Origin of the sequence: Luteibacter sp. UNC138MFCol5.1 (assembly GCF_900110505.1) — a bacterium.
GTDB lineage: Bacteria > Pseudomonadota > Gammaproteobacteria > Xanthomonadales > Rhodanobacteraceae > Luteibacter.
Genome location: NZ_FODZ01000002.1, coordinates 300,113 through 326,397, shown reverse-complemented (window position 1 = coordinate 326,397; position 26,285 = coordinate 300,113). Strand labels below are relative to the sequence as shown.

Genomic DNA, 26,285 nt, shown 5'->3' with positions numbered 1-26,285 from the left:
GCCCCCGATTGTGAGGCCTTTGGGCGAGTGAGAAAACCTCGATATCGCCCCGTATCAATGAAGGCCGAAATCCACCCGTGTCGTGGGTCCGCCGTCGTCGATTCCGCTGGCGTCCGTCTTCGGGGCGACGACGAAGACCCGCTTGTCGTCCACCTTCCCCTGGAGCCATTGGCGCACGGCGTTGGCGCGTCGTTCCGCGAGGTGGCGCAGGGCGTCGGCATCCACGGGCATGTTCGTCTCGAGCAGGCGGCGCATGTCCTCCGGCGGCTGCGACTTCGTCAGGCCGATCAGGTTCTTCGCCTTGGGGAACGAGGCGTGGCGGTAGGCGCGTTCGAGGTACTTCTCGCGTTCCTCGTCCGTGGGCGGCGCCGGGTCGTCGCCCTTGTCGTTGACCTGTTCCTGGCGGATCAGGTCGTCGACCATCACCTGGCGCAGGCCGGTTTCGTCCTTCGCCGGATCGATCCGGCCGACGATGTCCAGGCTGATCGAGGGCTTGTCGTTCAGCACCTTGACCACGTCCGCCAGTTTCGCCTGCGCGCCGGCGTCGAGTTCGGCGGAGCCGGGCGCGAAGCCGATGTAGCCGAGGTCCTCGCGACCGCCGCCGATCGACGCGAGCAGCCGGAACGGCGAGGTGACGGCCTTCACGATGAGGTTGCCGATGGCGCGCCAGACCAGCCCGCCGACGCTGAACTGCGGATCGTCGAGCGAGCCGGAGACCGGTATCCGCACGTCGATGCGGCCCTGGCTGTCCTTCAGCAGCGCGACGGCGAGTTTCACCGGCAGGTGCGTGATGCCCGGGCCTTCGATGCGGTCGCCGAAGGTCAGCTGGTCGATGAAGATATGGTTCTCGGCGGTGAGCTTGCGCTGGTCGAGCAGGTAGTGGACGTCCACGTTGAGGCGTCCGCGGGTGATCGGGTAGCCCGCGTATTTGCCGGAGTAGGGCGACAGGTTCGCCAGCGGGATGCCCTCGGCCTTCGCGGCGATGTCGAGGAAGGCCACCGGCGTGAGCGGATTGATGGTGCCGCGGATGTCGACCGGCGCGTTGTCGTCGAGCTGGCCCTGCAGGGTGAGTTCGGCCGGCGCCGCGCCGCCCGTCGTGCCGAACGCACCCACGTTGCCGGTGAGGCCGGTGACGTCGGCCGTGTAGTTGGGCTTGATGAAATTGTCGGTGTAGTTGAGTCGTCCCCGCGTCAGGCTGACGCGGCCGATGCGGATCTCGGGCGCCGGCCCGGACGGCGCGGTGTCGGACGGTGCGGCTTCGGCGGGTGGCGCCGTCGTGCCGCGGGCTTCGGTGACGGACACGGCACCTGGAGGCGCCTCGGGGCTGGCGACGACGTCCTGCAGGTTCAGCCGGCCGCTCGCGTTGACGATCACGCGGGCGTAGAAATCGTCCAGCGCGATACCGGCGATGTCGACCTTGGGCGCGCCGTTGCCGAGATGCACGCCCATGCCGCTGGCGGAGAGCGAACCTACGCGGAGGAAATCGGCGTCGGTGAGCTTGTCGAGGATGCGCACGCGGCCGAGCGTCGCGTCGCCCTGGTAATCGATCCGCGCCGGCGCGTTTCCACGCAGCACGGCGCGCAGGCGCCCGTCGAGACTGAGCAGCGCGCTGGCGATGCGCACGTTGAGCGGGACGGTCACCAGCGCCTGCAACGGCGCGAGGTCGAGGCGCGTCGCCTTGACGGTGAGGTCGGCGCCGAGCGGTCGCGGCGTGACCTGGCCGGCGATCGCGAACGCGGCGCCCTTGCCGAGTTCGCCGGCGAGGTCGAGGCGCAGCGGCTTCGTCAGGTCGTCGGACAGGCCGTCGATGCCGAACGCCGTCGCCCGCAGTGCGATGGGCCGGCGTTTCGCCGCGCCCGCGTCGCGCAGCGTGACCATGCCGTCGCCGAGTCCCAGGTGGCCGATGCTCCAGCGCCATGGCGTCGCGGCGGGCGCGGGCGTGGCGGGGGGCGCGCTGGTGCGCAGGATCGCCGGCAGGTCGAGGTCGCCGCTGGCGAGCCGTCGGAGGTCGACCGCGAGGCCGTCCAGCGTCAGCCGGTCGAGCCGTGCTTCGCTCGTGGCCAGGTCGAGCGACGCGACGTCGGCGGCGAGCGAGCGCCAGTTGACGGGCGAGATGCGGCCGTCGCGCGGCACGAGGCGGAACCCGTCGAGGCTCGCCTTCGCCGTCGTGACGCGGACCGTGGCGGCGTCGTGCCACTCGAGCGCGAGGTCGCCGTTGGCGCCGAGCGTGCCGCCGGTGATGTCGGCATCGAGAAGTGGCGGTGCCAGTGGCATCAGCGCGGCCAGCGAGATGTCCTTCAGCGTGAGGCGCCCGAGGTAGCGGCTCGCGGCGACGTCGAGCTTGCCTTGCGTGGCAAGGCTGCCGCCCGCCATGCGCGCGGTGGCATCGAGCGTGGCGACGGGAGCCTTGACGGTGCTCAGGCCGCGCAGGTTCACGGCGAGGTCGTCGAGCACGAGGCGAGCCGGCGCCGGCGCGGCGAGGTCGGCGTACTCGAGCCGCGACCCCTTCACGACCAGGCCGTCCACGCGCACGTCGGTCGGCCGGGCGTCGGCGGCCGGCGTCGCGTCGGGGGCCGGGAGCAGGGCGTCGATGCTGCTCTTTCCGCCAGGCAGCCGGGCGTAGCGCACGTCGAGTCCGTCGAGGGCGATCGTGCCGAAGCGGTAGCGCGAGGTCAGTGGCTCGAGCGCGGTCAGCGCGACATCGCCGTGCGCCAGCGCGACGAACGGCTTGCCTTGCGCGTCCTCGATGCGCAGGTCGTCCAGCACCAGCCGTCCCCCGAGCACGATGCGCGGATGGGATTCCGCCATCAGGAAGCGCAGGTCGAGCACGCCGGAGAGCTTACCGGCAGGAACACGGACGGGCAGGGGGCCCGGGACGAAGCCCACGTAGCGGGAGAGGTCGAGATGGTCGAGCCGGAACGAGACGCTCGATTCGCGGCTGCTGGCGAAGGGTTTGGTGTGTCCCTGCGCGCGCAGCGGACTGCCGTCGACGGTCATCGCCAGCAGCGGTTCGACGAAGATGTCCGTCGCGCTCGGCAGGCTGGCGATGAACGGGATGCCGAGCTCGATGCGATCGACCCGATGCGTCGCGTCCAGAACGCGGTCGTCGAAGTCGATCCGGCCGTCGTGGACGGCGATGTTCGACAGCGCGAAGCGCGCCGGACCCGTGTCGGGTGCCTTCGGATCGCCGGCGAAGCGGTCGAGGATGTCGGAAATGTTGAATCGTCGTGCCGTGTCGCGGCGCAGGTGGATGCGCGGGCGGTCGATCGTCAGCGCGTCGAGGATGGGCGCCGCGCGGAACAGCGACGCCCACGAGGCGTTGGCGTCGATGCGGTCGACGTCGACGAACGGCGTGCGTCCGTCGGCCTCGGCGATGTGCAGCCGTTCGACGGTCAGGTCGAGCGTGAACGGGTTGAGGTCGATGTCGCCGATCGTGACGGGCCGGCCAAGTGCCGCGCTGGCGTGCTTCTCGGCCTGCGCGCGGATCAGCGGCGGCGCGGCGAGGAAGCCGAGCAGCGCGAAGACCAGCACGACGCCGGCGCACCATGCCGCGATGCGGCGTGCGCGACGTGACCGGTAGACCGTCATCCCATGCGCGCGCGCCCGGCGCCAGTGGGCCCTGCTTCTCTCTCTCAGCGATTCCATGCCGCCGCTCCCGCAATCAAAAAGGCCCCCGCCGGAGTCTACCCGGCGGAGGCCTTCGTGAGCGTGGCGTCAACGCCGGTTATTCAGGTCCAGGAACAGACGACCTTGCCGCTCTGGCCGGCGTCCATGAGGTCGAAACCCTTCTGGAAATCGTCGATGGCGATCTGGTGGGTCAGCACCTTCTGCAGCGGGAAGCCGGTGAGGACCATCTGGGTCATCTTGTACCAGGTCTCGTACATCTTGCGGCCGTAGATGCCCTGCAGGGTGAGGCCCTTGAAGATGACCTTGTCCCAGTCGATGCCGGCGCCGCGCGGCATGATGCCGAGCATGGCGATCTTGCCGCCGTGGTACATGCAGTCGAGCATGTCGGCGAAGGCGCGGGGGTTGCCGCTCATCTCCAGGCCGACGTCGAAGCCCTCGATGTGCAGGTCCTTCACGACGTCCCGCAGCGACTGGTTGGCGACGTTCACCACGCGCGTGGCACCCATGTCGGCGGCGAGCTTGAGGCGGTAGTCGTTGACGTCCGTCACCACCACGTTGCGGGCGCCCACGTGCTTGGCGATGCCCGCGGCGATCACGCCGATCGGGCCGGCGCCCGTGATCAGGACGTCCTCGCCGATCAGGTCGAATTCCAGCGCGCAGTGCGCGGCATTGCCGTAGGGGTCGAAGAACGCGGCCAGCTCGGACGGGATCTGGTCGGGGATCGGCCACAGGTTCGAGGCCGGCATGGTCATGTACTCGGCGAACGCGCCGTTGCGGTTCACGCCGATGCCGATCGTGTTCGGGCACAGGTGCTGGCGGCCCGCGCGGCAGTTGCGGCAGTGGCCACAGACGATGTGGCCCTCGGCCGAGACGCGGTCGCCGACCTTGTAGCCCGTGACGCCGGGGCCGATCTCCGCGATGCGGCCGACGAACTCGTGGCCGATCGTGAGGCCCGGTGTGATCGTCCGCTGGGACCACTCGTCCCACTTGTAGATGTGCAGGTCGGTGCCGCAGATGGCGGTTTTCTCGACCTTGATCAGGACTTCGTTCGGGCCGACCTGCGGCACCGGCACTTCTTCCATCCAGATGCCTTGTTCGGGCTTGCGCTTGACCAGCGCCTTCATCGTCTGCTGCATGGGGATCGGGGGTTCCTGCGAGCGGCCCGCGGCGCGGACCCAAACCGCCATTATATGCCGGGGCGGGTGCTTTTCGTGGTGCGTCGCGCCATTGCCAGCGGCGGGGAGGCCCTCTATGGTCGGACCGCTCTGCACGACCCACAGGGGACATGAGAAACATGCGAATCCGCTCGATGATGCTGGGAGCCGCCATGGCGCTGACGATCGACGCGAAGGCCGACGAGGGCATGTGGATGCCCTCGCAGCTGCCTTCGATTGCGAAGAATCTCAAGGAGGCCGGCTTCCGGGGCGATCCCAGGGACCTCGCCGACCTCACCCGCGCGCCGCTGAACGCGGTCGTCCGGATCGGTGGCGGGACGGGCGCCTTCGTCTCCGCCGAGGGCCTGGTCGTCACCAACCACCACGTGGCCTTCGGCGTCATCCAGTACAACTCCCGGCCCGACCGCGATCTGATCGCGAACGGCTACGTCGCTCCCGACCGGGCGGGCGAGCTCCCGGCGAACCCGGACTACCGCCTGCGCGTGACGGTCGGCTTCGACAAGGTGACCGACACCGTGCTCGCCGCCGCGCGCGGCAAGACCGGCAAGGCCTATTACGACGCGGTCGACGCCGCGAGCAAGGCGCTCGTGGCCGAGTGCGAGAAGGGCGACGGCATCCGCTGCAGCGTCGCCAACATGTTCTACGGGCGCGACTTCTATCTGGTGAAGCAGCTCGAGCTTCGCGACCTGCGCCTCGTCTACGCGCCGCCGCGGGCCATCGGCAACTACGGCGACGAGATCGACAACTTCGTCTGGCCCCGTCACGCCGGCGACTTCACCATCCTGCGCGCGTACGTCGGACCGGACGGCAAGCCGGCCGACTACTCGCCGGAAAACAAACCCTATCGTCCACCGTCGCACCTGACGCTCGCGACCGCCGGCGTGGCGGAGGGCGACTTCGTGATGCTCGCGGGCTATCCCGGCATCACCTACCGTCACCGGACCGCCGCGGAGTTCGCCGACCAGATCGAGTGGCGCCTGCCGACCTACGTCGCCGCGATGAAGGCGCTGCAGGACGTCATCGAGACACAGGGCAGGACGGACAAGGAGGCCGGCATCCGCTATGCCTCGCAGCTGCAGTCGCTGAAGAACGGCATCAAGCGCTTCGAAGGCGAGCTCGAGGGCCTGCGCCGCAGCGATGCCGTCGACGTGCGCCGCCAGGACGAGGCCGCCATGCTGGCGTGGCTGGCGAAACAACCCGACGGCGCCGCCCTGAAGCCGGAGATCGACCAGGTCATGGCGCTCATCGCGCAGGGCAAGGACAGTCGCGATCGCGACATGGTGCTCGCGCTGCTGGCCAGCCAGACGCAGCTGATGCGCGGCGCGCTCGCCATCGATCGCCTCTCGGTCGAGCGGCCGAAGCCGGACGCCGCGCGCGAGACGGGTTACCAGACGCGCGACGAGGAGCTCATCAAGAGCCAGCTGAAGCAGGCGCAGCGCCGCTACGATCCGCGCGTGGAAAAAGCGCTGGTGACCTCGCTCATGCTTCGCTACCAGGCGCTGCCGGCCGTCCAGCACCTGCCGGAGTTCGACAAGGTCTTCGGCCGCACGCCCGCCGAGCTGGCGTCGGCGCTCGACCGCATCTACGGATCGACGAAGCTCGGCGACGAGGCGGAGCGCATGCGTCTGTTCGCGGCGAGCCCGGCGGACGTCGGCAAGAGCGACGACGCGCTGCTGGTCGCGGCGCGCACGCTGCGCCCGGCGCTGCTGCGGCTCGACGACGAGCGCAAGGCACGCGAGGGCGACCTGCTGCGCCTGCGTCCGGCGTACATGCAGGCGCTGATCGGCTACCGCGAGTCGCAGGGCAAGGCGGTCTATCCGGACGCCAACTCCACGCTCCGCGTCAGCTACGGCAAGGTCACGCCGCTCGTCGCGCGCGACGCGGTCACCTACGCGCCGCTGACGACCGTCGCCGGCATCGTCGAGAAGAACACCGGCAAGGCGCCGTTCGACGCGCCGAAGCCGTTGCTCGACGCGATCGCGAAGGGTGACTTCGCCGGCTACGCCGACCCGAAGACCGGCGCGATGCCCGTCGACTTCCTCAGCAACCTCGACACGACCGGCGGCAACTCCGGCTCTCCGGTGCTCAACGCGAAGGGCGAGCTGGTCGGCCTGAACTTCGACAGCAACTGGGAGGCGGTCAGCGCGAGCTGGATGTACGACCCGCGGTACAAGCGCGCCATCCATGTCGACATGCGCTACATGCGCTGGCTGATCGACAAGGTGTATCCGTCGCCCGCGCTGCTGAAGGAGCTTGGCGTCCCCGCGTCGCGTTGAGCGCAGGCGTCCGTCGCTTATCCACAACCGGTGTGGATACCGCCTGCATAACCGTGTGGACAAGTCCGTTTCGCCCTTGCGTGGCACGCACTTGCGTCGCGCTGGTCAGTATCTGACCAGCGCGCATGCGCTACCCTTGCGGCCGTTCGCCAGCGCAGTGCCGTCATGAGTCTCGATACACGCCCCCTCGCCATCTTCCTGATGGGCCCGACCGCCTCGGGCAAGACGGCGCTCGCCTGCGAACTGGCCGATCGCTTTCCCGTGGGTCTGGTCAGCGTCGATTCGGCGCTCGTGTATCGCGGGCTAGACATCGGTTCGGCGAAGCCCGACGCGGCGACGCTCGCGCGCTATCCGCACGAGCTGATCGACATCCGCGATCCGTCGCAACCGTATTCCGCCGCCGATTTCCGCGCCGACGCGCTGGCCGCCATGACGCGGATCACCGCGCAGGGCAGGGTGCCGCTGCTCGTCGGTGGCACCGGTCTGTATTTCCGCGCGTTGCAGCGCGGCCTCTCCGATCTGCCCGAAGCCGATCCGGCGCTGCGCGAGACGCTGGCCGCCGAAGCCGCGACGATCGGCTGGGAGGCGATGCATGCCCGCATGGCCGCACTCGATCCCATCGCCGGTGCGCGGATCCGGCCAGGCGATGCGCAGCGCATCCAGCGGGCGCTCGAGGTGATGACGCTCAGCGGGCGCACCCTGAGCGAACTGCAGACGGGCGGGAGTCGCGAGCGCCTGCCCTGGCGGGCGCTCAAGCTGGCGCTGCTTCCCGCCGACCGGACCACGCTGCACGCGCGCATCGCCACACGCTTCGACGCGATGCTGGCGGACGGCTTCCTCGACGAAGTGCGTGGGCTGCGCGAGCGCGGCGACCTTCATCCGGACCTCCCGGCGATACGCGCGGTGGGGTACCGACAGGCGTGGGAGTACCTCGATGGCGACGGCGACGCCACGGAATTCCGCAACCGTGGTATCTATGCAACGCGTCAGCTCGCGAAGCGCCAGATCACGTGGCTCCGGGCCGAGCTCGACGCCCGCACGTTCGACCCGGACCGGGGGGATCCGTTGCCCGAGGTGGAGCGCGCGGTGGAGCAGTTCCTGGGAATGCCGAGGGCGTCACGCTCGGCGCTTCCAGCGGGCATTTAAATGCAGTTAAGATTCAAGACACTTGGGCCGGGGCGCCGTCAGGCGTTTTTTCCCGGACCCGCTCGAGAGGCGTAGGGGAGAACAAGAAATGTCCAAAGGGCAATCGTTGCAGGATCCGTTTCTGAATGCGCTGCGTCGTGAGCGCGTGCCGGTCGCCATCTACCTGGTGAACGGCATCAAGCTGCAGGGCACGATCGAGTCGTTCGATCAGTTCGTCGTGCTGCTGCGCAACCAGGTCAGCCAGATGGTCTACAAGCACGCCATCTCGACCGTGGTGCCGAGCCGGAACGTCCGGGTCGGCGGTCACGAGAATCATTCGGACGCGTCGTCGGGTGACGGCGAGGGTTGAGGGGCCCTTCGTCGAGTCCCATATGGAACAAGGACGGGGGCGCGTATGCTTTCCGCTGCGCGCGCCCCGTTTCTCATCCATGAGGTCACACCACTAAGTGTTCGATAGACAAAAGAAAGGCGACCGCGCCATCCTGGTGCTTCCGCATTCGCGGGGCGAGGGCGACGCGATCCGCCGTGGCGAGGAATTCGCCGAACTGGTGTCCTCGGCGGGTGCCGAGATCCTCACCAGCATTTCCGCTCGCGTGGCCGAGCCGAACCCCCGTTTCTACATCGGCAGCGGCAAGGCCGACGAGGTCGCCGAGGCCGTCCGCGCGCTGGAGGCCGACCTGGTCCTCGTCGACCACGTGCTCACGCCGGTCCAGGAGCGCAATCTCGAGAAGCATCTGAAGGCCCGCGTGGTCGACCGCGCCGGGCTGATCCTCGACATCTTCGCCCAGCGCGCCCGTTCGCACGAAGGCAAGCTCGAGGTCGAGCTGGCCCAGCTCAAGCACATCGCCACCCGGCTGGTCCGCGGCTGGACCCATCTCGACGCCCAGCGCGGCGGTGCCATCGGCAACCGCGGCCCGGGCGAGACCCAGCTCGAAACCGACCGCCGCCTGCTCGCCGAACGCGTGAAGATGCTGACGAAGCGGCTGGAGAAGGTGCAGGTCCAGCGCGACCAGCAGCGTCGCGCCCGTCTGCGCAACACCGTGCCGCGCGTCGCGCTGGTCGGTTACACCAACGCCGGCAAGTCGACGCTGTTCAATGCCCTGACCACCGGCGGCGTCTACGCGGCCGACCAGCTGTTCGCCACGCTCGACCCGACGGTCCGCAAGATCGACGGGCTCGCGTGCGGCCCGGCCGTGGTGGCCGACACCGTCGGCTTCATCCGCGAGCTCCCGCACGACCTGGTGGCCGCCTTCCGCGCGACGCTGGCCGAGGCGCGCGACGCCGATCTTCTGATCCACGTGAGCGACGCCGCCGACGAGGAGCGCGAGCTGCTCCAGCGCGTCGTCAACGAGGTGCTCGAGGAAATCGGCGCGGGCGACGTGCCCCAGCTGTCGGTGATGAACAAGATCGACCTGGTCGACACCGCCCCGCGCGTCGACCGCGGCGACGATGGCAAGCCCCGCCAGGTCTGGCTTTCCGCCGCGACCGGCCTCGGCATCGACGGCCTGCGCGAGGCGCTCGGCGAGCTGCTGGGCGGCGACCGCATCCGGGCGGGCCTTGAGCTTCCTCTCACGGCCGGGCGCCTGCATGCCCGTCTGAAGGCGGCCGGGGCCATCGCCGGCGAGGCCGTGGACGAGCACGGCTGGCACCTCGACATCGACGCGCCGCGCTCCGTGCTGGCCCCCTTGCTGGGGGACGATGTGCACGCCCGGCCGCTGCGCGACCTGATCGATCCCCCGCACGCCGAGTTCTGAGCGACCACTCGGCGGTACCCATCTGGTAGAATTCACATCGTTTGCGTGCCCCAACGGCGCGGTCCCGGGCGCTCGCGCGTCCGGAGCCTACCCCCACCGTCGCGGGTTCACCCCCATTGGCTTGCCAGCCGCCCACCCTCCGGTCCCCGAAGGAGACTGTCGCCCATGGCTTGGAACGAACCCGGCAACGGCCAGAAGGATCCCTGGAACCGCAACAGGCCGGGCGGGCGCAAGCCCGACATCGATGCCGCCATCAAGAACCTGAAGGCGCGTTTCGGCCGGTTCGGCGCAGGCAGCGGCGGCGTGTTCGCCATCGTCGTGGTCTTCATCGTGGCCTGGCTGCTGGTGTCCAGCTACACCGTGATCGACGCCCGCCAGGTCGGCGTGGTTCTGCGCTTCGGCCAGTTCTCGCGGGTGCTCCCGCCGGGCTTCCATCTCAAGGCGCCGAGCCCGGTCGAGACGGTCACCAAGGTCGAGACCACGCAGGTGCGTTCGGTGTCCGACAACGTCTCGATGCTCACGCGCGACGAGAACATCATCGCCATCGACTTCAACGTGCAGTACCAGGTCTCCGATGCCCGGAAGTTCCTGTATTCGAACGCCGATCGCGAAGAGACCACCATCCACAACGCCGCCGAGGCGGCCGTTCGCTCCGTCGTCGGCGCGAACATCATGGACAACATCCTGACGACGCCCGGCGTGGACACGCCGGCACCGGCGCAGGCCCCCGTGGCCGGCGTGGCGCCCGCGGCGAAGGAAACGCTGCAGCAGCAGACGCGGGACATCCTCCAGGCCACGCTCGACAAGTACGACGCCGGCATCCTGGTGACGGGCGTCAGCTTCCAGAACGTGTCGCCGCCCGCGCAGGTGAAGGACGCCTTCGACGACGTCAACGCCGCGCGCGAGGACAAGCAGAGCGAAGAGAACAAGGCCCGCGCCTACGAAAGCCAGGTGGTCCCGGTGGCCCGCGGCGAAGCCGCGCGCATCGCGGCGGAAGCCGACGCCGAACGCGTCGAGCGCATCGCGCGCGCCAACGGCGACGTCGAGCGCTTCAGCCTGCTGCTCAAGGAATACCGCGCCGCGCCGGAGGTCACGCGCCGGCGCCTGTGGCTGGAAACCGTCGAGGAAGTCATGGCCGGCAATCCGAAGGTCGTCGATGGCAGCAACGGCAAGAACATCGTCCAGCTCCCGGTGGAGCCCAACAACGGCACCGTCCGCAACGTGCCGGGCGTCGGCACCGTCATCCAGTCCGCGACCACCGACGCCAATCCGAATCCGCAGGGGAGCGCCCAGTGAAGATCGTTTCCGGCCTCATCGTCGTCGCGCTCGTCCTGCTCGGCTTCAACAGCGCCTTCATCGTGAAGGAAGGCGAGAACGCGCTGCTCCTGCAGTTCGGGCGCATCGTGCGCGCGGATTACAAGCCCGGGCTGCACTTCAAGATCCCGGTCGTCCAGCAGGTGATGCGCTTCGACAACCGCATCCTCGGCCTCGATTCCCAGCCCGAGCGTTACTTCACGCTCGAGAAGAAGAGCGTCAACGTCGACTTCTACGTGAAGTGGCGCATCGCCGACAACGCCGCCTATTATCGCGCCACGTCGGGCGAGCAGCTGCAGGCCACGCAGCGCCTCACGCCGATCGTGAAGGACGCCCTGCGTTATGAGTTCAACGCCCGTCCGCTGGAAGACCTCATCGCCGGCGGCCGCAAGGACATCACCGAGCGCGTGCGCCAGCAGACCGACACCGTGGCGCGCAAGAACCTCGGCATCGCCGTGGTCGACGTCCGCATCAAGCGCATCGACCTCCCGGACGAAGTCAGCGGCTCGGTGTACAAGCGCATGCGCGCCGAGCGCCTCCAGCTCGCCAACGAGCTGCGTTACACGGGACAGGAGAGCGCCGAGAAGATCCGCGCCGACGCCGATCGGCAGAAGCTCGTCCTGCTCGCCGACGCCAATCGCGACGCGACGAAGGTCAAGGGCGACGGCGACGCGCAGGCCGCGGCCATCTACGCCCAGGCGTACAGCCAGGACCCCGAATTCTTCGCCTTCTACCGCAGCCTTTCCGCTTACCGGAAGGCCTTCGCCGACGGCAAGGGCACGTTCGTGCTCAAGCCCGACTCCGAATTCCTGCGCTATCTCAACGACGGCCCCGGCCGCCAGCGCTGATCCCGATCCACATCGCCCGCAAGGGCAACCGCAACGAAGAGAACCATCACATGGGTAAGTCAGTCGTCATTCTCGGCGCGCAATGGGGCGACGAGGGCAAGGGCAAGATCGTCGACCTCCTGACGGAGCGCGTCGGTGCCGTCGCTCGTTTCCAGGGCGGTCACAACGCCGGCCACACGCTGGTGATCAAGGGCAAGAAGACCGTCCTGCACCTGATCCCGTCGGGCATCCTGCGCGACGACGCGCTCTGCCTGATCGGCAACGGCGTGGTGCTCTCGCCCGCGGCGCTGATGAGCGAGATCGCCGAGCTGGAAGAGCAGGGCGTCGACGTCCGCCCGCGCCTGAAGATTTCCCCGGCCACGCCGCTGATCATGCCGTACCACATCGCCGTCGATAAGGCGCGCGAAGTCGCCTCCGGCGCCAAGGCCATCGGCACCACCGGCCGCGGCATCGGTCCGGCATACGAGGACAAGGTTGCCCGCCGCTCGATCCGCGTCGCCGACCTGATGTACCCGCACGAGCTGCCCGAGAAGGTGCAGGCCGCCGTCGAGTTCCATAACTTCGTGCTCACCCAGTGGCTGAAGGCCGAGCCGGTCGATTACCAGACCGTCCTCGACGAAGCGCTGACCTGGGGCGAGTACCTGCGCCCGATGGTCGACGACGTCGCCACGATCCTGCACGACGTCCGCCAGGAAGGCGGCAACATCCTGTTCGAGGGCGCGCAGGGCGCGCTGCTCGACATTGACCACGGCACCTACCCGTACGTCACCTCGTCGAACACGACGGTGGGCGGCGCGCTCGCCGGCACCGGCGTCGGCGCGCGCGACATCGACTACGTGCTGGGCATCTGCAAGGCGTACGCCACGCGCGTGGGCGGCGGTCCGTTCCCGACCGAGCTCAACGACGACATGGGCGAGCTCCTGCGCAAGAAGGGCAACGAGTTCGGCGCCAGCACGGGCCGCCCGCGCCGCTGCGGCTGGATCGATCTCGTGGCGCTGAAGCGCGCGGTGCAGATCAACGGCATCGACGGCCTGGCGATCACGAAGCTCGACGTCCTCGACGGCCTGGAAACCATCAAGGTCTGCATCGCGTACGAGTACCGCGGCAAGCGTCGCGAGCTCGCGCCGCTGGACGCCGACGGCTGGGCCGAGTGCAAGCCGGTCTACCTCGAGTTCCCGGGCTGGGAAGAATCCACCGCCGGCATCCGCGACTGGAACAAGCTGCCGCCGGCCGCGCGCGCGTACCTCCGCGCCGTCGAGGAACTCTCCGGTTGCAAGCTCGCCCTCGTGGCCACGGGCGCCGACCGCGACGACACGATCGTCCTCGACGACCCGTTCGGCGGCGACGACTGCTGATATTCCAGCGGTAAGCGAAAAAAAACGCCAGCCGAAAGGCTGGCGTTTTTCATTGGAGCGGATCGACCGGGTTACGGCACCGCGCCGGTCGGGCCGGCGCCCGAGCCCTTGGATTGCGCCGCGTCGAGCATCTTGTCGAAGATGCCCTTGTCGACCTTCTCGATGGACTTGATCTGGCACGGCGGATCGTCGCGGCGGACGATCTGCTCGTTGATGCCGCCGCACATGCGGATGTCAGGGCCGCTCACCGCCTTGTCGCTGTTCGACTGGCGGAAGCGGATGCCGCCACCGAGATCGGCGCGCGGGCAATCCGTCGTGGTGCGGATGCGGTAGTAGTTGGGACCGTTCGCCACGGCAAAGGTGCTGCCGTCGACGACCGCCCAGCGGTTGATCTGGTCGGCACGCATGCAGTCGGCGTAGGGAAGCTCGTCGCGCGCCTGCAGGCCCGACGAGGCGCAACCGGCGGAGAGGGCGCTCAGGGCGAGCAGGGATGCGGAAAGAAGATGTCGGACGTTCATGGCGCTGTCCTTTCGTGGGGTGTCCCACGTTAAGCCTGAATCGGCGAGGTTGCGAGTATCCATGCGGCCTGGGTGCACCGCTCGTTAAGGTGGCGGACGGCTCCGCTCACGTCCGTTGAACGTTTCCTCCGGCATCGTTTCGCGCATTGGCCGTCGCGTCCCCGGCGGCACCGGAACCGTAGCGTCATGACCGTCCGCCCGCTTGGCACGTCCCCCCACCCATCGGCCAGCACGGAGCTTCTGAATCGTTTTTCCAGCGTACGCCAACGTACGGTGCAGCTGTCCGCGCACCTGCGACCGGAAGACACGGTCGTGCAGTCGATGCCGGATGCCAGTCCCACGAAGTGGCATCTCGCCCACACCACCTGGTTCTTCGAGCAGTTCATCCTCGAACGCGATCCGGCCTACGTATCGCCGAATCCGGAATGGCACTTCCTCTTCAACTCGTACTACCAGTCGGTGGGGCCGATGCACTCGCGGCCGCGACGCGGCATGCTCACCCGGCCCACGCTCGACGAAGTGCGGGATTATCGGTCGCGCGTCGACGAGGCGATCGCGGAACGCATCGTGCGCCATGGCGATCCGGAACTGGCGACGCTCATCGAGCTGGGCTGCCAGCACGAGCAACAGCATCAGGAATTGCTGCTGACCGACATCAAGCACGCGTTCGCGCAGAATCCGCTCGAGCCGGCCTTCGCTCCGGACGCGCCGCGGGCCCTGTCGATGGCGGCGCCGGCCCTGGGCTACGTGCCGTTCGATGAGGGCGTGGTCGAGGTCGGTTACGCCGGCGATGGCTTCCATTTCGACAACGAGGGCCCGCGTCACCGCACCTACCGGCAGGCGGGCTCGCTGGCCAATCGTCCGGTGACGAACGCCGAGTTCCTGGCCTTCATCCAGGACGGCGGCTATCGCGAGCCGACGCTATGGCTCTCCGACGGCTGGGCGACGGTGCAGGCGGAGGGCTGGTCGCGGCCCCTGTACTGGGACGAGGCCTGCGAGACCGAATTCACCCTGCACGGGCGCCGTGCCATCGACCCGCACGCCCCCGTTTGCCACGTCAGCTATTTCGAAGCCGATGCCTTCGCGCGCTGGGCCGGCGCGCGGCTGCCGACGGAAGCCGAATGGGAAACGATGGCCGCCGGCATTCCCGTTCAGGGCAACTTCCAGGAATCGGGCCTGTTCCACCCGCGCGCGACATCGTTCGAGACATCCCTGGGCCAGATGTATGGCGACGTTTGGGAATGGACGATGAGCCCTTATGTCAGTTATCCGGGTTTCCGTCCCCTGGCCGGCGCCCTCGGCGAGTACAACGGAAAATTCATGAACGGCCAGTGGGTGCTTCGCGGGGGATCCTGCGCCACGCCCGCCGATCATGTCCGCCCGACGTACCGCAACTTTTTTCCTCCCCATGCCCGCTGGCAGTTCACGGGGATACGACTGGGAACCGATCGATGAGCGCTCAACCGAAAGACATCCGCGTCGACGACCGTCATCCGGATGTCGAGGACACCCTCGAAACCGTCCGTCGCGGTCTGGCGGCGACGCCGAAGCGGCTGCCGTCGCGACTCTTCTACGACGAACGCGGATCGGCCCTGTTCGAGGCGATCTGCGAACAGCCGGAGTATTACCTCACGCGCACCGAGATCGCGATCATGCGCGACCATGCCGCGGACATCGCCGCGACGCTCGGTCCGGATGTCCGCCTGGTGGAGTACGGTAGCGGCAGCGGCATCAAGACGCGCATGCTCCTGGAGCATCTCGAGACGCCGGTCGCGTACGTGCCGGTGGAGATCTCCCGCTCGGCGTTGATGGAGAGCGTCGCGGAACTGGCGACGCGTTTCCCGGACGTGCCGATGCAGCCGGTGTGCGCCGACTTCACGCAGCCGCTGCGCCTGCCGGTCGCGTCGCGCTCACCGCGTCGCACCGTGATCTATTTCCCGGGCTCGACCATCGGCAACTTCGAGACGAAGGACGCCATCCGGATCCTGCGCCAGATGCGCGCCGAGATGAGCGACGGCGGTGGCGTGGTCGTGGGCGTGGACCTGAAAAAGGACACGGCGCAGATCGAAGCCGCCTACAACGACGCCGCGGGCGTCACGCGCGACTTCACCCTCAACATGCTGGTGCGGCTGAATCGCGAGATCGGCGCCGACTTCGACGTGGCATCGTTCCGCCACCGCGCGCGTTACAACGCGCTCGCCGGTCGCATCGAGACGGACCTCGTCAGCACGAAGCGGCAGGACGTGCGCGTGGGCGGCGAGACCTTCGCCTTCCGCGAGGACGAAGCCATGCATGTGGAATACAGCTGCAAGTACTCGCTCGACGATTTCGCGCAGATGGCCAGCAAGGCCGGACTCGCGGTGGAAAAGGTCTGGATGGACGAGGACCGCCGCTTCAGCGTGCAGTACCTGGTGCGGTCCAGCCCGGTGGCTTGAGCTAGCGTAATCGCCGATGCGATCAAGGCCTTCGAAGAGCTCCCTACCGAAGGGTGGGAGCCGATCGTATCGGCGATGGGAGCAGGTGACCCGGGGGACTAGCCCGGCCTCGGCGCCCCCAGCGACACCAGCAGATCCTGCGCCGTGCGCACCCGCTCCGCCGAACCCGGCAGATCGAGGATCACGCGCAGCTTGTCCTGCCCGTCCATCTTGAACACCCGCGGCTGCTGCTGGATCAGCTTGATCAGCGCCATCGGGTCGATGTCGGGCTTCTCGCGGAAGGTGACGCGTCCGCCATTGGCGCCGAAGTCGAGTTTCCGGATGCCCAGCGGCGTCGCCATCAGCTTCAGCTGCGCCACGGCGAACAGGCATTTGGTCTGGTCCGGAAGCAGGCCGAAGCGGTCGATCATCTCCACCTGCAGCTCGCGCAGCCCTTCCTCGTTTCGTGCGCTCGCGATGCGCTTGTACAGCGTCAGGCGCGTGTGGACGTCGGGCAGGTAATCCTCGGGAATCAGCGCCGGCAGATGCAGTTCGACCTCGGTCTCGTGTTCCGAGGTGAGGTCGAAGTCCGGCACCTTGCCCGATTTCAGCGCACGCACCGCGCGATCGAGCAACTCGGTGTAGAGCCCGAAGCCGATCTCCTGGATCTGACCCGACTGCTCCTCGCCCAGCATCTCGCCCGCGCCGCGGATCTCGAGATCGTGCGTGGCGAGCGTGAAACCGGCGCCCAGTTCCTCCAGCGACGCGAGCGCTTCGAGGCGCTTCTCCGCGTCGGCCGTCATCGCCTTGCGGTCCGGCACGATCAGGTAGGCATAGGCACGATGGTGCGAGCGTCCGACGCGGCCACGCAGCTGGTGCAACTGCGCCAGGCCGAAACGGTCGGCGCGATTGACGATGATGGTGTTCGCGGTGGGAATGTCGATGCCCGACTCGATGATCGTGGTCGACACGAGCACGTTGAACCGCTGGCGGTGGAAGTCCGCCATCACCTGTTCCAGTTCGCGCTCGGGCATCTGTCCGTGCGCGACGCGGATGCGCGCCTCGGGCACCAGTTCGCCGAGCTCGCGCGCCGTGCGCTCGATGGACTCCACCTCGTTGTGCAGGAAGTACACCTGGCCGCCTCGCGCGAGCTCGCGCTGGACGGCTTCGCGGATCAGCGCGGGCTGCCAGGTCGAGATCAGCGTGCGCACGGCGGTGCGATGCGCCGGCGGCGTGGCGATGATGGACAGATCGCGCAAACCGCTCATCGCCATGTTCAGCGTGCGCGGGATGGGCGTGGCGGTCAGCGTGAGCAGGTCGACCTCGGCGCGCAGCTTCTTCAGCTGCTCCTTCTGGCGCACGCCGAAGCGCTGTTCCTCGTCGACGATGACGAGGCCGAGGTTCTTGAAACGAATGTCCGGCTGCAGGAGCTTGTGCGTGCCGACCATGACGTCGACCTGGCCGTCGGCGAGGCGTTCGAGCGCCGCGTCGACTTCCTTCTTCGACTTGAAGCGCGACAGCACGTCGACCCGCACCGGCCAGTCGGCGAAGCGGTCCGCGAAGTTGCGGTAGTGCTGCTGCGCGAGGAGGGTGGTGGGCACGAGCACCGCCACCTGCTTTCCGGCCGTGGCGGCCGCGAACGCCGCGCGCAGCGCGACCTCGGTCTTGCCGAAGCCCACGTCGCCGCACACCACGCGGTCCATGGCGCGCGGCGCGGCCAGGTCGACGATCACCGAATCGATGGCCGCCTGCTGGTCCGGCGTTTCCTCGAACGGGAACGTCGCGGCGAATTCTTCGATCATCTGCCGGTCGACGGGCAGCGACTCGCCCTGGCGCGCTTCGCGCTGGGCGTAGATGGCCAGCAGCTCGGCGGCGACGTCGCGCACCTTCTCGGCGGCCTTCTTGCGGGCACGCTCCCACGCGTCGCCGCCGAGCGAATGCAGCGGCGCCAGTTCCGGCGCGGTGCCCGTGTAGCGGCTGACAAGGCCGAGCTGGGCCACGGGGACGTAGAGCTTGTCGCCCTTGGCGTATTCGATGGTGAGGAATTCACCCGGCATGTCGCCGACGTCGAGCGAGACGAGGCCCTGGTAGCGGCCCACGCCGTGATCGATATGAACGATCGGCGACCCGACGGAGAGCTCCGTCAGGTCCTTGATGATGCTCTCGGGATCGCGCGCGGCGCCGGCGCGGCGCTTGCGGTCGGTGCGCACGCGCTCGCCGAACAGTTCGCGCTCGGTGAGCACCGTGAGCGCCGGCTCCGTCAGGGCGAAACCCTGTTCGAGCGACGCGGCGGTGATGGCCAGCGCCTCGCCGCTCGCGAGGAAATCCTTCCAGCCGTCGACGATGACCGGCTTCAGCCCCGCGCCGGCCAGCTGCTCGATGAGCGCCTCGCGACGGCCGGCGGAGTCGGCGGCGATCAGCACGCGTCCCGGGTAGCTGGCGAGGAAATGGCGCAGGGCGGTGCCGGGTTCCTCGCCCTTGCGGTTGAGGGGCACCTCGGGCGCGGGCTGCGTGCCGAGGTCGACGGCGTGCTCGTGGCCCTTCGCCACGACGTCGACGCGGGCCTGGCGGTTCAGGCGCTCGCGCAACTGTTCCGGCGGCAGGTAGATCTCCGCCGGGGGAAGCACGGGGCGCTCGATGTCGTGCGCGCGCTGGTCGTAGCGTTCGGCGGTCTGGGTCCAGAACTGTTCGGAGGACTCCAGCGTGCCCTCGCCGAGGACGAACAGCGCGTCGCCCGCGATGTAGTCGAACAGCGTTTCCGTCACCGGGAAGAACAGCGGCAGGTAGTACTCGATGCCGCCCGGCGTCATGCCTTCTTTCATGTCCTGGTAGAGGGGGCAGCGGCGGATGTCGATCGGGAAGCGTTCGCGCAGGTTGGCGCGGAAGTTCTTCGCGGCGTCTTCCGTCAGCGGGAATTCGCGGGCGGGCAGGAGGTCCACGCCGTCGACCTGCTGTTGCGAGCGTTGCGTTTCCGTGTCGAAGGTGCGGATCGACTCCACTTCGTCGTCGAACAGTTCGACGCGGTAGGGCTCGCTCGCGCCCATCGCGTAGATGTCGATCAGCGCGCCGCGCACCGCGAAGTCGCCCGGCTCGGTCACCTGCGGCACGTTGCGGTAGCCGGCGGCCTCCAGGCGGCGCTGCTCGGCGGCGAGATCGAGCTTCTGCCCCTTGCGCAGCACGAGGCCCGACCCGGTGATGTGCGTACGCGGCGCGATGCGCTGCATCAGCGTGGCGACCGGCACGACGAGCACGCCGCGGCGCGTGGTCGGCAGGCGGTACAGGGTGGCGACGCGCTGCGAGACGACTTCCGGATGCGGGCTGAAGACGTCGTAGGGCAGGGTTTCCCAGTCGGGGAAATGCAGCACGGGCAGCTCGCCCGCGAAGACCGCCAGCTCGCTCTCGAGGTTGTCGGCGCTGCGGGTATCGCGCACCACCACGACGAGCAGGCCGTCGTGGGCGCGCGCCGCCTCGGCGATTTCCAGCGCCCAGGACGAGCCGTGCGGCGCGGCCCAGTAGCGGCGGGTCTTGGCGTTGACGGGGAGCGGAGGGCGGGGAAGCGCTACGGGCATGGAATCGGGCGACGGCCTTGCGGACAAGTCGTCGATTGTACTACCCGGAGGTGAAGGTCCCGGCACTCGGGGAAGGCCGCTGCGCGGCCATCGCCGATGCGATCGGCTCCCACCCCTCCGGTAGCAAGCCATCTACCGGAGGGGTGGGAGCCGATCGCATCGGCGATAGGAAGACTTCCCTCAGTCGGCGATATCCGGCTCGAAGAAGCTCCAGCGGACGTCCCGGAACTTCGCCTTGAAATCGGCCTCGACGATGTTGATGGCCTCGACCATGGCGCGGGCCGTGGGTGTGGGCGCCATCTTCGCCTTGATCGCCACCATGACGTCCGTACCCATCTGCAGGGTGAGGACGTTGTAGACGGTGTCGATCTCGGGGCGGGCCTCGAGGAACGCGAGCATCGCGGCCCGCTGCTTCGGCTCGACGCCCTGGCCGATCAGCAGCGCCTTCACCTCACGGGCGACGGCGACGGCGACCACGATCAGCAGGACGCCGATGGCGATGGTGCCCAGCGCGTCGAAGAGCAGGTTGCCCGTGAGCATGGTCAGCAGGACGGCGACCAGCGCCAGGCACAGGCCGACGAGCGCGGCGAGGTCCTCGCCGAAGATCACCAGCAGCTCGCTGGCGCGGGTCTCGCGGAACCACTGCCAGAGGGGCCGGCCCTCGCGCGCCTTGTTCACCTCCTGCATGCAGCCGTGCATCGAGATGCCTTCGGTCACGATCGAGAAGGCGAGCACGCCCACGGCCAGCCATGCGTAACGCAGGGGCTCCGGGTGGGTCAGCTTGTGGATGCCCTCGTAGACCGAGAACATGCCGCCGACGCTGAAGAGCAGAATGGCGACGAGGAACGACCAGAAATACAGCGCGCGACCCCAGCCCAGCGGATAATCCGGCGAGGGCGGCCGCTTCGCCTGTCGCATGCCGAGGAGCAGCAGGCCCTGGTTGCCGCAGTCGGCCAGCGAGTGGACCGCCTCGGCCAGCATCGCGCCCGAGCCCGTGAAGATCGCCGCGACCAGCTTGGCGACGAAGATGGCGAAGTTGGCACCGAGCGCGAGAAAGATCGCGCGCTTCGAGTCGGCATGTCCGGACATGAGGTTCCTAGCGTCGAAGGAAGGCCCGCGGCATCTTCCGCGCGGGCCGATCCGCAGGATCTTACCGTATGACGCCGACACCCACGCCGAAGCTCACGTTCGGATGGCCGCCGGACATCTCCTTGGCCGTCCAGACGTGCGACTGGTTCACCGAGACCAGCGGGAAGGTGTACTGCGCCTGCCCGACGTTGCCGGTACGCGTGCCGTTGAGACGGCCGGCGATGGTGACGAGGCCGCCGGCCGGGTAGTCGAGGCTTTCGACGTAACCCGGCATGGCGGCGATGAAGCGGCCGTTGCCGGTGTCGTTCGACTGCGGCCGCTGCGATCCGTCGAGCGGATAGGCGAGGACTTCGATCTCGCTGTGGTCCGCGAAGTTGCGGACGTTGACGATACGGCCGCCCCAGATCACGTCGGCCGAGGCGTAGCGCTCCGGCTCGCGCGCGACCTGTGCCGGCGGCACCGCGGCGTTGTTGGGCGTGGGCTTGTAGATGGGGGCGGGTGCGCAGCCTGCGAGCGCGGCCGCGAAGACGGCGGCGGACAGGGCGAGACGGGCGTTGGTCGGGCGCATGGGTCGACTCCTGGCGTGTGGAGCGACTTTAGCGCCTCCGGACTGAATGCGGCGCGTGCGGACCGTGGGCGGGAGCTTCATCCTTGCCTTCTTCCACCAGCCAGGTCAGCCGGTATTCGGATTCGCCCGGCGTGCCGAGCAGCTTCGGCAGCAGGCGCAGCGAGTCGCGAAGGGCGTCATCGAGTTTCCACGGGGCGTTCACTATCACCATGCCCGTGCCGTTGAGGCGCAGCGGGGAGTCGTCCGGCCGCAACAGCAACTCGACCGCCAGCACGCGCTTCGCGCCGCATTTGCCGAGCCAGCGGTGGAACGGCTGCACGTGGCTGCGCAGCTTGATCGGATACCAGACGGCGAACACGCCGGTGGGCCATTTCGCCATGGCCGCCTTCAGCGATTTCTCGATCGTTCGGAACTCGGCTTCCTGCGCCTCGAACGGCGGGTCGATCAGCACCAGCCCGCGCTTCTCCTTCGGCGGCACGAGCGCGTTGAGCGCCTCGTATCCGTCGCGCTGGTGCACGTGCACGCGCTTGTCGTGGTGGAACAGCTGGCGCAGCGCGCCGGCCTCCTCGGGGTGCAGCTCGCACAACTGCGCGCTGTCGGTCGGTCGCATCAGGTGCGCGGCGATCCACGGCGAGCCCGGGTAGAAGCGCATCTCGTCGCCTTCGTTGCAGGCGCGGACGATTTCCAGCCATTTCCACAACAGGGGCGGCAGGCCGGTCGCGGTCCGGAGGACGCCGAATCCCGCATCCGCTTCGTTCGTCTTGCGGGCTTCGGAGCCCTTGAGGTCGTAGCGGCCCCGGCCCGCGTGGGTGTCGATGTAGCAGAAGGGCGAGGCCTTCTGCTCGAGGGAGTCGATCAGGGCCACGAGCACCATGTGCTTGAGGACATCGGCGAAGTTGCCGGCATGGTACGCGTGGCGGTAGTTCATCGGCGGAGTATAGCGGGCGCCACTCCCGCCCGCCGCCCCGGAAGGGCGGCTCAGCCCAGCTGGCTGCCCAACCGCAGGTTGATGCCGAGCCGCGTGGCGACGATCCGCATCGCTTCGTCGTCGCGCGACGACGTGATCCAGCCGGCCAGCACCTCGTCGTCGGCCTCGCGGGACCAGAGGGTGTAGCCGTGCTGGTTCAGCTGATCGAACGCGCGCGCGAACACCTCGGCGCCATCGAGGTCCTCGTGGAACTCGTCGTCGTCCGGGTCCCCGTCCCAGTCGATCGTGAGGTTCCAGCGGCTGACCAGCTCGTTGATGGCCTCCACCAGCGTGCGGGTGTCGTCTTCGTCGACCTCGAACCCCGAGCGCCAGTCCGTCACCCGCGCCACGATGTGCATCGGGTCGTCGTCGCCTTCTTCCTCCGCCGTCTCGCGGTAGGCGTTGAACTGCTGGAGCGCGCCGTCCTCGTCGCCCGGATTGATGAGCAGCAGCAACTGCCAGACCTGCTTCTCGACGGTGTCCTCGGCATCCTCGTCGTCGTCGTGGTCGAAGCGGTCGTCGTAGTCGTCGTCTTCCCAGGAGGCCATGGCGTTCCAGTGATCGGGTGGGGACGCCCATTATGTGGCAACCGCACCGGCGCGGGCCCTCCGTCTACCCATTTTTCTTATTGACCCCTTGCCGAAAACGCGGTGTCCTTGGTTTAGCCATCCATTCGGCTCGGTCCGCGCAGGGCCGGTATCAAGGGGGAATACCTATGAAAGCCGTCACTTTCGCACGGGCGACGGGCGTCGCCATCCTGCTGTTCGCCAGCGGCGTCGCCGCGGCCCGGTCCGACGACACGCCGCCGGACTCGATCTGCAGCGTCGTCGGCACGGCCCAGCGTTACGTCGGGACCACGGTCACGGTCAGGGGCGTCGCCAGCACCGAGGGCAAGGTCACCACGCTCTCGGACACCCAGTGCGCCGCCTCGCTCAGCCTGAGCATGGACGACAACGCCAGCAAGAAACGCGACGTGTCGGCGTTCCGCCGGACCGTCGGCGAGAAGGGCGTGAGGGCCGATGCCACCGTCTTCGGGCGCTTCAAGGCCACCGGGGACGCGAAGGCGCCCTACGGGATCGACGTCTACAGCGTGCGCGACGTCAACGAGCTGCCGGCCGCGGAAGGCGGCTGACCGTGCGGCGCTGGCGCGCCGCACGGACGATCCGCTAGGCTTCCGGGCTCCACGGCCATGCCGGGTTCGAGCCCGGTCGCGCCGTTTTCGCCAACGGATGCCCGATGCAGCAGCTGGACAAGGTAAGGGTCGGGGTGATCGGCCTCGGATACGTCGGGCTCCCGCTGGCCGTCGAGTTCGGCAAGCGCTATCCGACCCTTGGGTTCGACATCGACGCCTCCCGCGTGGAGGAGCTCCGTGCCGGCACCGATCGCACCCTGGAGGTGGACAAGGCCGCGCTCGACGCCGCGGCCCGGCTGACCTACGCCAGCGACCTGGACGCGTTGCGCGAGTGCACGGTCTACATCGTCACCGTGCCCACCCCGATCGACAGGGCGAAGCGCCCCGACCTGACCCCGCTCACGCGTGCCAGCGAGACGCTGGGGAAAGTGCTCAAGCGCGGTGACGTGGTGGTCTACGAATCCACGGTCTATCCCGGGTGCACCGAAGAGGTCTGCGTCCCGATCCTCGAACGCGAGTCGGGTCTCGTGTTCAACGAGGATTTCTTCGTCGGCTACAGCCCCGAACGCATCAACCCGGGCGACCGGCAGCATCGCGTCACGACGATCCGCAAGGTCACGTCCGGATCGACGCCGGCGACCGCGGAGTTCGTCGACGCCCTCTACGCCAGCATCATCGACGCGGGCACGTACAAGGCGAGCGCCATCAAGGTCGCCGAGGCCGCCAAGGTCATCGAGAACACGCAGCGCGACCTCAACATCGCGCTGGTCAACGACCTGGCGATCCTGTTCAACAAGCTCGGCATCGACACGCTGGAAGTGCTGGAAGCCGCGGGCACGAAGTGGAATTTCCTCCCGTTCCGACCGGGCCTCGTCGGCGGCCATTGCATCGGCGTCGATCCGTATTACCTCACGCACAAGGCGCAGGAGGTCGGCCACCATCCGGACGTCATCCTCGCCGGTCGTCGCACCAACGACGGCATGGGTCCGTACATCGCCGGTGAGCTGATCCGACTGATGGTCTGCAAGGGACTCAACCCCGTCGGCGCGCGCGTGCTCGTGCTGGGCCTGGCCTTCAAGGAAAACTGCCCCGACCTGCGCAACACGCGTGTCGTCGACATCATCGCGTCGCTGAAAACCTATAACGCGACGATCGACGTCCACGACCCCTGGGTGGATGCCGCGGAGGCCGAGCACGAGTACGGCCTGCGGACCGTCGCGGCGCCGGACGCCGGCGCGTACGACGCCATCGTCGTCGCCGTGGCACACCGGCAGTTCCACGCGCTGGGCGCCGAGGGCATCCGCGCCTTCGGCAAGCCGGGCGCGGTCATCTACGACGTCAAATACGTGCTGCCGCGCGACGCGGTGGACGGCAGACTCTGAAGCGGAGCGGATCGATGAAGGTACTGGTCACCGGCACGGCGGGCTTCATCGGGTCGCACGTGGCCATGCGGCTGCTCGAGCGGGGCGACGAGGTGATCGGCCTCGACAACCTCAACGACTACTACGACGTGACGCTGAAGCAGGCGCGCCTCGACCGTTTCCGCGATCATCCGCGCTACACCCACGTGCATGCCGACCTCGCCGACCGCGAGGCCGTCGCCCGGGTGTTCGCGACGCACCGGCCGCGACGGGTCGTGCACCTCGCGGCGCAGGCGGGCGTGCGTTACGCCGCGCAGAATCCGCATGTTTACGTGTCCAGCAACGTCACCGGCTTCCTGCATGTGCTCGAAGGCTGCCGCGACCTCGGCGTCGAACACCTCGTGTTCGCGTCGACGAGTTCGGTCTATGGCGCCAACCGCACGATGCCGTTCTCGGAGCACGATTCGGCCGAGCATCCGCTGACGCTGTACGCCGCGACGAAGAAAGCCAACGAGCAGATGGCGCATAGCTACGCGCACCTCTACGGCATCCCGAGCACCGGGCTGCGCTTCTTTACGGTGTATGGCCCCTGGGGCCGTCCCGACATGGCGCTGTTCCTGTTCACCCGCGCGATCCTCGCCGGCGAACCGCTGCGCGTGTTCAACCACGGCCGGCATCGGCGCAGCTTCACCTACGTCGACGACATCGTCGAAGGCGTGATCCGCTGCCTCGATCGGCCGCCGACCGTCGACACCGACTGGAACGGCGCCTCGCCCGATCCGTCGTCCAGCGGCGTGGCGCCGTTCCGGCTCTACAACATCGGCAACGAGCAGCCGGTCGAGCTGCTCGACTATATCCGCCGGCTGGAGCAGTGCCTCGGCCGCGAGGCGATCCTGGAGATGCTCCCGCTGCAGCCCGGCGACGTGCCCGACACGGCGGCCGACGTGAGCGAGCTGCAACGCGCGATCGACTACGCGCCGCAGGTGTCGGTGGAAGAGGGCGTCGATCGCTTCGTCCGCTGGTACCGCGATTACTACAAGGCCTGACCCGGCATGCTTTGGTGGGAGCGGACCCGGCCGCATCAGGCCCTGCGGCCCACGGCTCCAACGGCGTCGCGGCCAGGGCCGCTCCAACAGGTAGCTTGTGGGAGCGGACCCGGCCGCGACAGCTTT

At 68.4% G+C, this 26,285-nt stretch carries 20 protein-coding genes; 12 read left to right on the top strand and 8 right to left on the bottom strand.

All coding sequences use genetic code 11. The features are described from left to right. Positions 1–54: 54 nt before the first annotated feature. Positions 55–3,645, bottom strand: coding sequence for a DUF748 domain-containing protein (locus BMY69_RS05775; RefSeq protein ID WP_090175956.1), 3,591 nt, complete (start codon positions 3,643–3,645; stop codon positions 55–57). Between the two features lie 83 nt (positions 3,646–3,728). Continuing rightward, a complete protein-coding gene (gene tdh, locus BMY69_RS05770; RefSeq protein ID WP_177191086.1) occupies positions 3,729–4,763 on the bottom strand; it encodes an L-threonine 3-dehydrogenase in 1,035 nt (344 codons plus the stop codon). A gap of 158 nt (positions 4,764–4,921) precedes the next feature. Here tdh and BMY69_RS05765 point away from each other — a divergent pair, with 158 nt between their 5' ends. The 7 genes from BMY69_RS05765 (at position 4,922) to BMY69_RS05735 (ending at position 13,495) form a co-directional block, all read left to right on the top strand. Further along, positions 4,922–7,078, top strand: coding sequence for a S46 family peptidase (locus BMY69_RS05765; RefSeq protein WP_090175955.1), 2,157 nt, complete (start codon positions 4,922–4,924; stop codon positions 7,076–7,078). A gap of 165 nt (positions 7,079–7,243) precedes the next feature. Next, complete coding sequence (miaA, locus tag BMY69_RS05760) at positions 7,244–8,224, top strand: tRNA (adenosine(37)-N6)-dimethylallyltransferase MiaA (protein ID WP_090175954.1); 981 nt, start codon at positions 7,244–7,246, stop codon at positions 8,222–8,224. Positions 8,225–8,312: 88 nt separating this feature from the next. Continuing rightward, a complete protein-coding gene (gene hfq, locus BMY69_RS05755) occupies positions 8,313–8,573 on the top strand; it encodes an RNA chaperone Hfq (protein ID WP_090052656.1) in 261 nt (86 codons plus the stop codon). A gap of 97 nt (positions 8,574–8,670) precedes the next feature. Then, positions 8,671–9,978: a ribosome rescue GTPase HflX gene (hflX, locus tag BMY69_RS05750; protein ID WP_090175953.1), complete on the top strand. Its 1,308-nt coding sequence runs from the start codon at positions 8,671–8,673 to the stop codon at positions 9,976–9,978. A 165-nt stretch (positions 9,979–10,143) separates the two neighbouring features. Then, positions 10,144–11,274, top strand: a complete 1,131-nt coding sequence (locus tag BMY69_RS05745) for a protease modulator HflK (RefSeq protein ID WP_090052659.1) — start codon at positions 10,144–10,146, stop codon at positions 11,272–11,274. Continuing rightward, positions 11,271–12,140 carry a protease modulator HflC gene (gene hflC / locus BMY69_RS05740; protein WP_090052661.1) on the top strand — a complete coding sequence of 290 codons (870 nt, stop codon included), beginning with the start codon at positions 11,271–11,273 and terminating at the stop codon, positions 12,138–12,140. Before BMY69_RS05745 ends, hflC begins: the two co-directional genes overlap by 4 nt. A 50-nt stretch (positions 12,141–12,190) precedes the next feature. Next, complete coding sequence (locus tag BMY69_RS05735; RefSeq protein WP_090175952.1) at positions 12,191–13,495, top strand: adenylosuccinate synthase; 1,305 nt, start codon at positions 12,191–12,193, stop codon at positions 13,493–13,495. 71 nt (positions 13,496–13,566) lie between these two features. Here the strand turns inward: BMY69_RS05735 and BMY69_RS05730 are convergent, their stop codons facing one another. Beyond that, positions 13,567–14,013, bottom strand: coding sequence for a DUF6491 family protein (locus BMY69_RS05730; RefSeq protein WP_090175951.1), 447 nt, complete (start codon positions 14,011–14,013; stop codon positions 13,567–13,569). 186 nt (positions 14,014–14,199) lie between these two features. On the opposite strand from BMY69_RS05730, the gene egtB reads away from it, so the two are divergent. After that, positions 14,200–15,468, top strand: coding sequence for an ergothioneine biosynthesis protein EgtB (gene egtB / locus BMY69_RS05725; protein WP_090175948.1), 1,269 nt, complete (start codon positions 14,200–14,202; stop codon positions 15,466–15,468). Next, positions 15,465–16,448, top strand: a complete 984-nt coding sequence (egtD, locus tag BMY69_RS05720) for an L-histidine N(alpha)-methyltransferase (protein WP_090052669.1) — start codon at positions 15,465–15,467, stop codon at positions 16,446–16,448. The genes egtB and egtD overlap by 4 nt, the downstream gene beginning before the upstream one ends. A gap of 98 nt (positions 16,449–16,546) precedes the next feature. On the opposite strand, the gene mfd is transcribed toward egtD, so the two are convergent. The 5 genes from mfd to BMY69_RS05695 form a co-directional block, all read right to left on the bottom strand. Next, positions 16,547–19,996 carry a transcription-repair coupling factor gene (mfd, locus tag BMY69_RS05715; protein WP_090175947.1) on the bottom strand — a complete coding sequence of 1,150 codons (3,450 nt, stop codon included), beginning with the start codon at positions 19,994–19,996 and terminating at the stop codon, positions 16,547–16,549. A gap of 180 nt (positions 19,997–20,176) precedes the next feature. Further along, on the bottom strand, positions 20,177–21,085 hold the full coding sequence (locus tag BMY69_RS05710) for a cation diffusion facilitator family transporter (RefSeq protein WP_090175946.1): 909 nt from the start codon (positions 21,083–21,085) through the stop codon (positions 20,177–20,179). 61 nt (positions 21,086–21,146) lie between these two features. After that, a complete protein-coding gene (locus BMY69_RS05705; RefSeq protein ID WP_090175945.1) occupies positions 21,147–21,653 on the bottom strand; it encodes a Slp family lipoprotein in 507 nt (168 codons plus the stop codon). A gap of 28 nt (positions 21,654–21,681) precedes the next feature. Beyond that, positions 21,682–22,581 (bottom strand): 23S rRNA (adenine(2030)-N(6))-methyltransferase RlmJ, encoded by a 900-nt coding sequence (rlmJ, locus tag BMY69_RS05700; RefSeq protein ID WP_090175944.1) that lies wholly within the window; start codon positions 22,579–22,581, stop codon positions 21,682–21,684. Between the two features lie 50 nt (positions 22,582–22,631). Further along, positions 22,632–23,168 (bottom strand): DUF6630 family protein, encoded by a 537-nt coding sequence (locus tag BMY69_RS05695; RefSeq protein ID WP_090175942.1) that lies wholly within the window; start codon positions 23,166–23,168, stop codon positions 22,632–22,634. 167 nt (positions 23,169–23,335) lie between these two features. Between BMY69_RS05695 and BMY69_RS05690 the strand changes: the two genes are divergently transcribed. From BMY69_RS05690 to BMY69_RS05680, 3 genes are all read left to right on the top strand, one after another. After that, positions 23,336–23,752 carry a hypothetical protein gene (locus BMY69_RS05690; protein ID WP_090175940.1) on the top strand — a complete coding sequence of 139 codons (417 nt, stop codon included), beginning with the start codon at positions 23,336–23,338 and terminating at the stop codon, positions 23,750–23,752. 104 nt (positions 23,753–23,856) lie between these two features. Next, positions 23,857–25,134 carry a Vi polysaccharide biosynthesis UDP-N-acetylglucosamine C-6 dehydrogenase TviB gene (gene tviB / locus BMY69_RS05685; protein ID WP_090175939.1) on the top strand — a complete coding sequence of 426 codons (1,278 nt, stop codon included), beginning with the start codon at positions 23,857–23,859 and terminating at the stop codon, positions 25,132–25,134. Between the two features lie 14 nt (positions 25,135–25,148). Continuing rightward, positions 25,149–26,159, top strand: coding sequence for an NAD-dependent epimerase (locus tag BMY69_RS05680; RefSeq protein ID WP_090175937.1), 1,011 nt, complete (start codon positions 25,149–25,151; stop codon positions 26,157–26,159). Positions 26,160–26,285: the final 126 nt, after the last annotated feature.

Bases quoted from the DNA above. Each gene is read 5' to 3' on its own strand.
- BMY69_RS05775 (WP_090175956.1), bottom strand. From the start codon at position 3,645: ATGGAATCGCTGAGAGAGAGAAGCAGGGCCCACTGGCGCCGGGCGCGC.
- tdh (WP_177191086.1), bottom strand. From the start codon at position 4,763: ATGCAGCAGACGATGAAGGCGCTGGTCAAGCGCAAGCCCGAACAAGGC.
- BMY69_RS05765 (WP_090175955.1), top strand. From the start codon at position 4,922: ATGCGAATCCGCTCGATGATGCTGGGAGCCGCCATGGCGCTGACGATC.
- miaA (WP_090175954.1), top strand. From the start codon at position 7,244: ATGAGTCTCGATACACGCCCCCTCGCCATCTTCCTGATGGGCCCGACC.
- hfq (WP_090052656.1), top strand. From the start codon at position 8,313: ATGTCCAAAGGGCAATCGTTGCAGGATCCGTTTCTGAATGCGCTGCGT.
- BMY69_RS05745 (WP_090052659.1), top strand. From the start codon at position 10,144: ATGGCTTGGAACGAACCCGGCAACGGCCAGAAGGATCCCTGGAACCGC.
- BMY69_RS05735 (WP_090175952.1), top strand. From the start codon at position 12,191: ATGGGTAAGTCAGTCGTCATTCTCGGCGCGCAATGGGGCGACGAGGGC.
- BMY69_RS05730 (WP_090175951.1), bottom strand. From the start codon at position 14,013: ATGAACGTCCGACATCTTCTTTCCGCATCCCTGCTCGCCCTGAGCGCC.
- egtB (WP_090175948.1), top strand. From the start codon at position 14,200: ATGACCGTCCGCCCGCTTGGCACGTCCCCCCACCCATCGGCCAGCACG.
- egtD (WP_090052669.1), top strand. From the start codon at position 15,465: ATGAGCGCTCAACCGAAAGACATCCGCGTCGACGACCGTCATCCGGAT.
- mfd (WP_090175947.1), bottom strand. From the start codon at position 19,996: ATGCCCGTAGCGCTTCCCCGCCCTCCGCTCCCCGTCAACGCCAAGACC.
- BMY69_RS05710 (WP_090175946.1), bottom strand. From the start codon at position 21,085: ATGTCCGGACATGCCGACTCGAAGCGCGCGATCTTTCTCGCGCTCGGT.
- BMY69_RS05705 (WP_090175945.1), bottom strand. From the start codon at position 21,653: ATGCGCCCGACCAACGCCCGTCTCGCCCTGTCCGCCGCCGTCTTCGCG.
- rlmJ (WP_090175944.1), bottom strand. From the start codon at position 22,581: ATGAACTACCGCCACGCGTACCATGCCGGCAACTTCGCCGATGTCCTC.
- BMY69_RS05695 (WP_090175942.1), bottom strand. From the start codon at position 23,168: ATGGCCTCCTGGGAAGACGACGACTACGACGACCGCTTCGACCACGAC.
- BMY69_RS05690 (WP_090175940.1), top strand. From the start codon at position 23,336: ATGAAAGCCGTCACTTTCGCACGGGCGACGGGCGTCGCCATCCTGCTG.
- tviB (WP_090175939.1), top strand. From the start codon at position 23,857: ATGCAGCAGCTGGACAAGGTAAGGGTCGGGGTGATCGGCCTCGGATAC.
- BMY69_RS05680 (WP_090175937.1), top strand. From the start codon at position 25,149: ATGAAGGTACTGGTCACCGGCACGGCGGGCTTCATCGGGTCGCACGTG.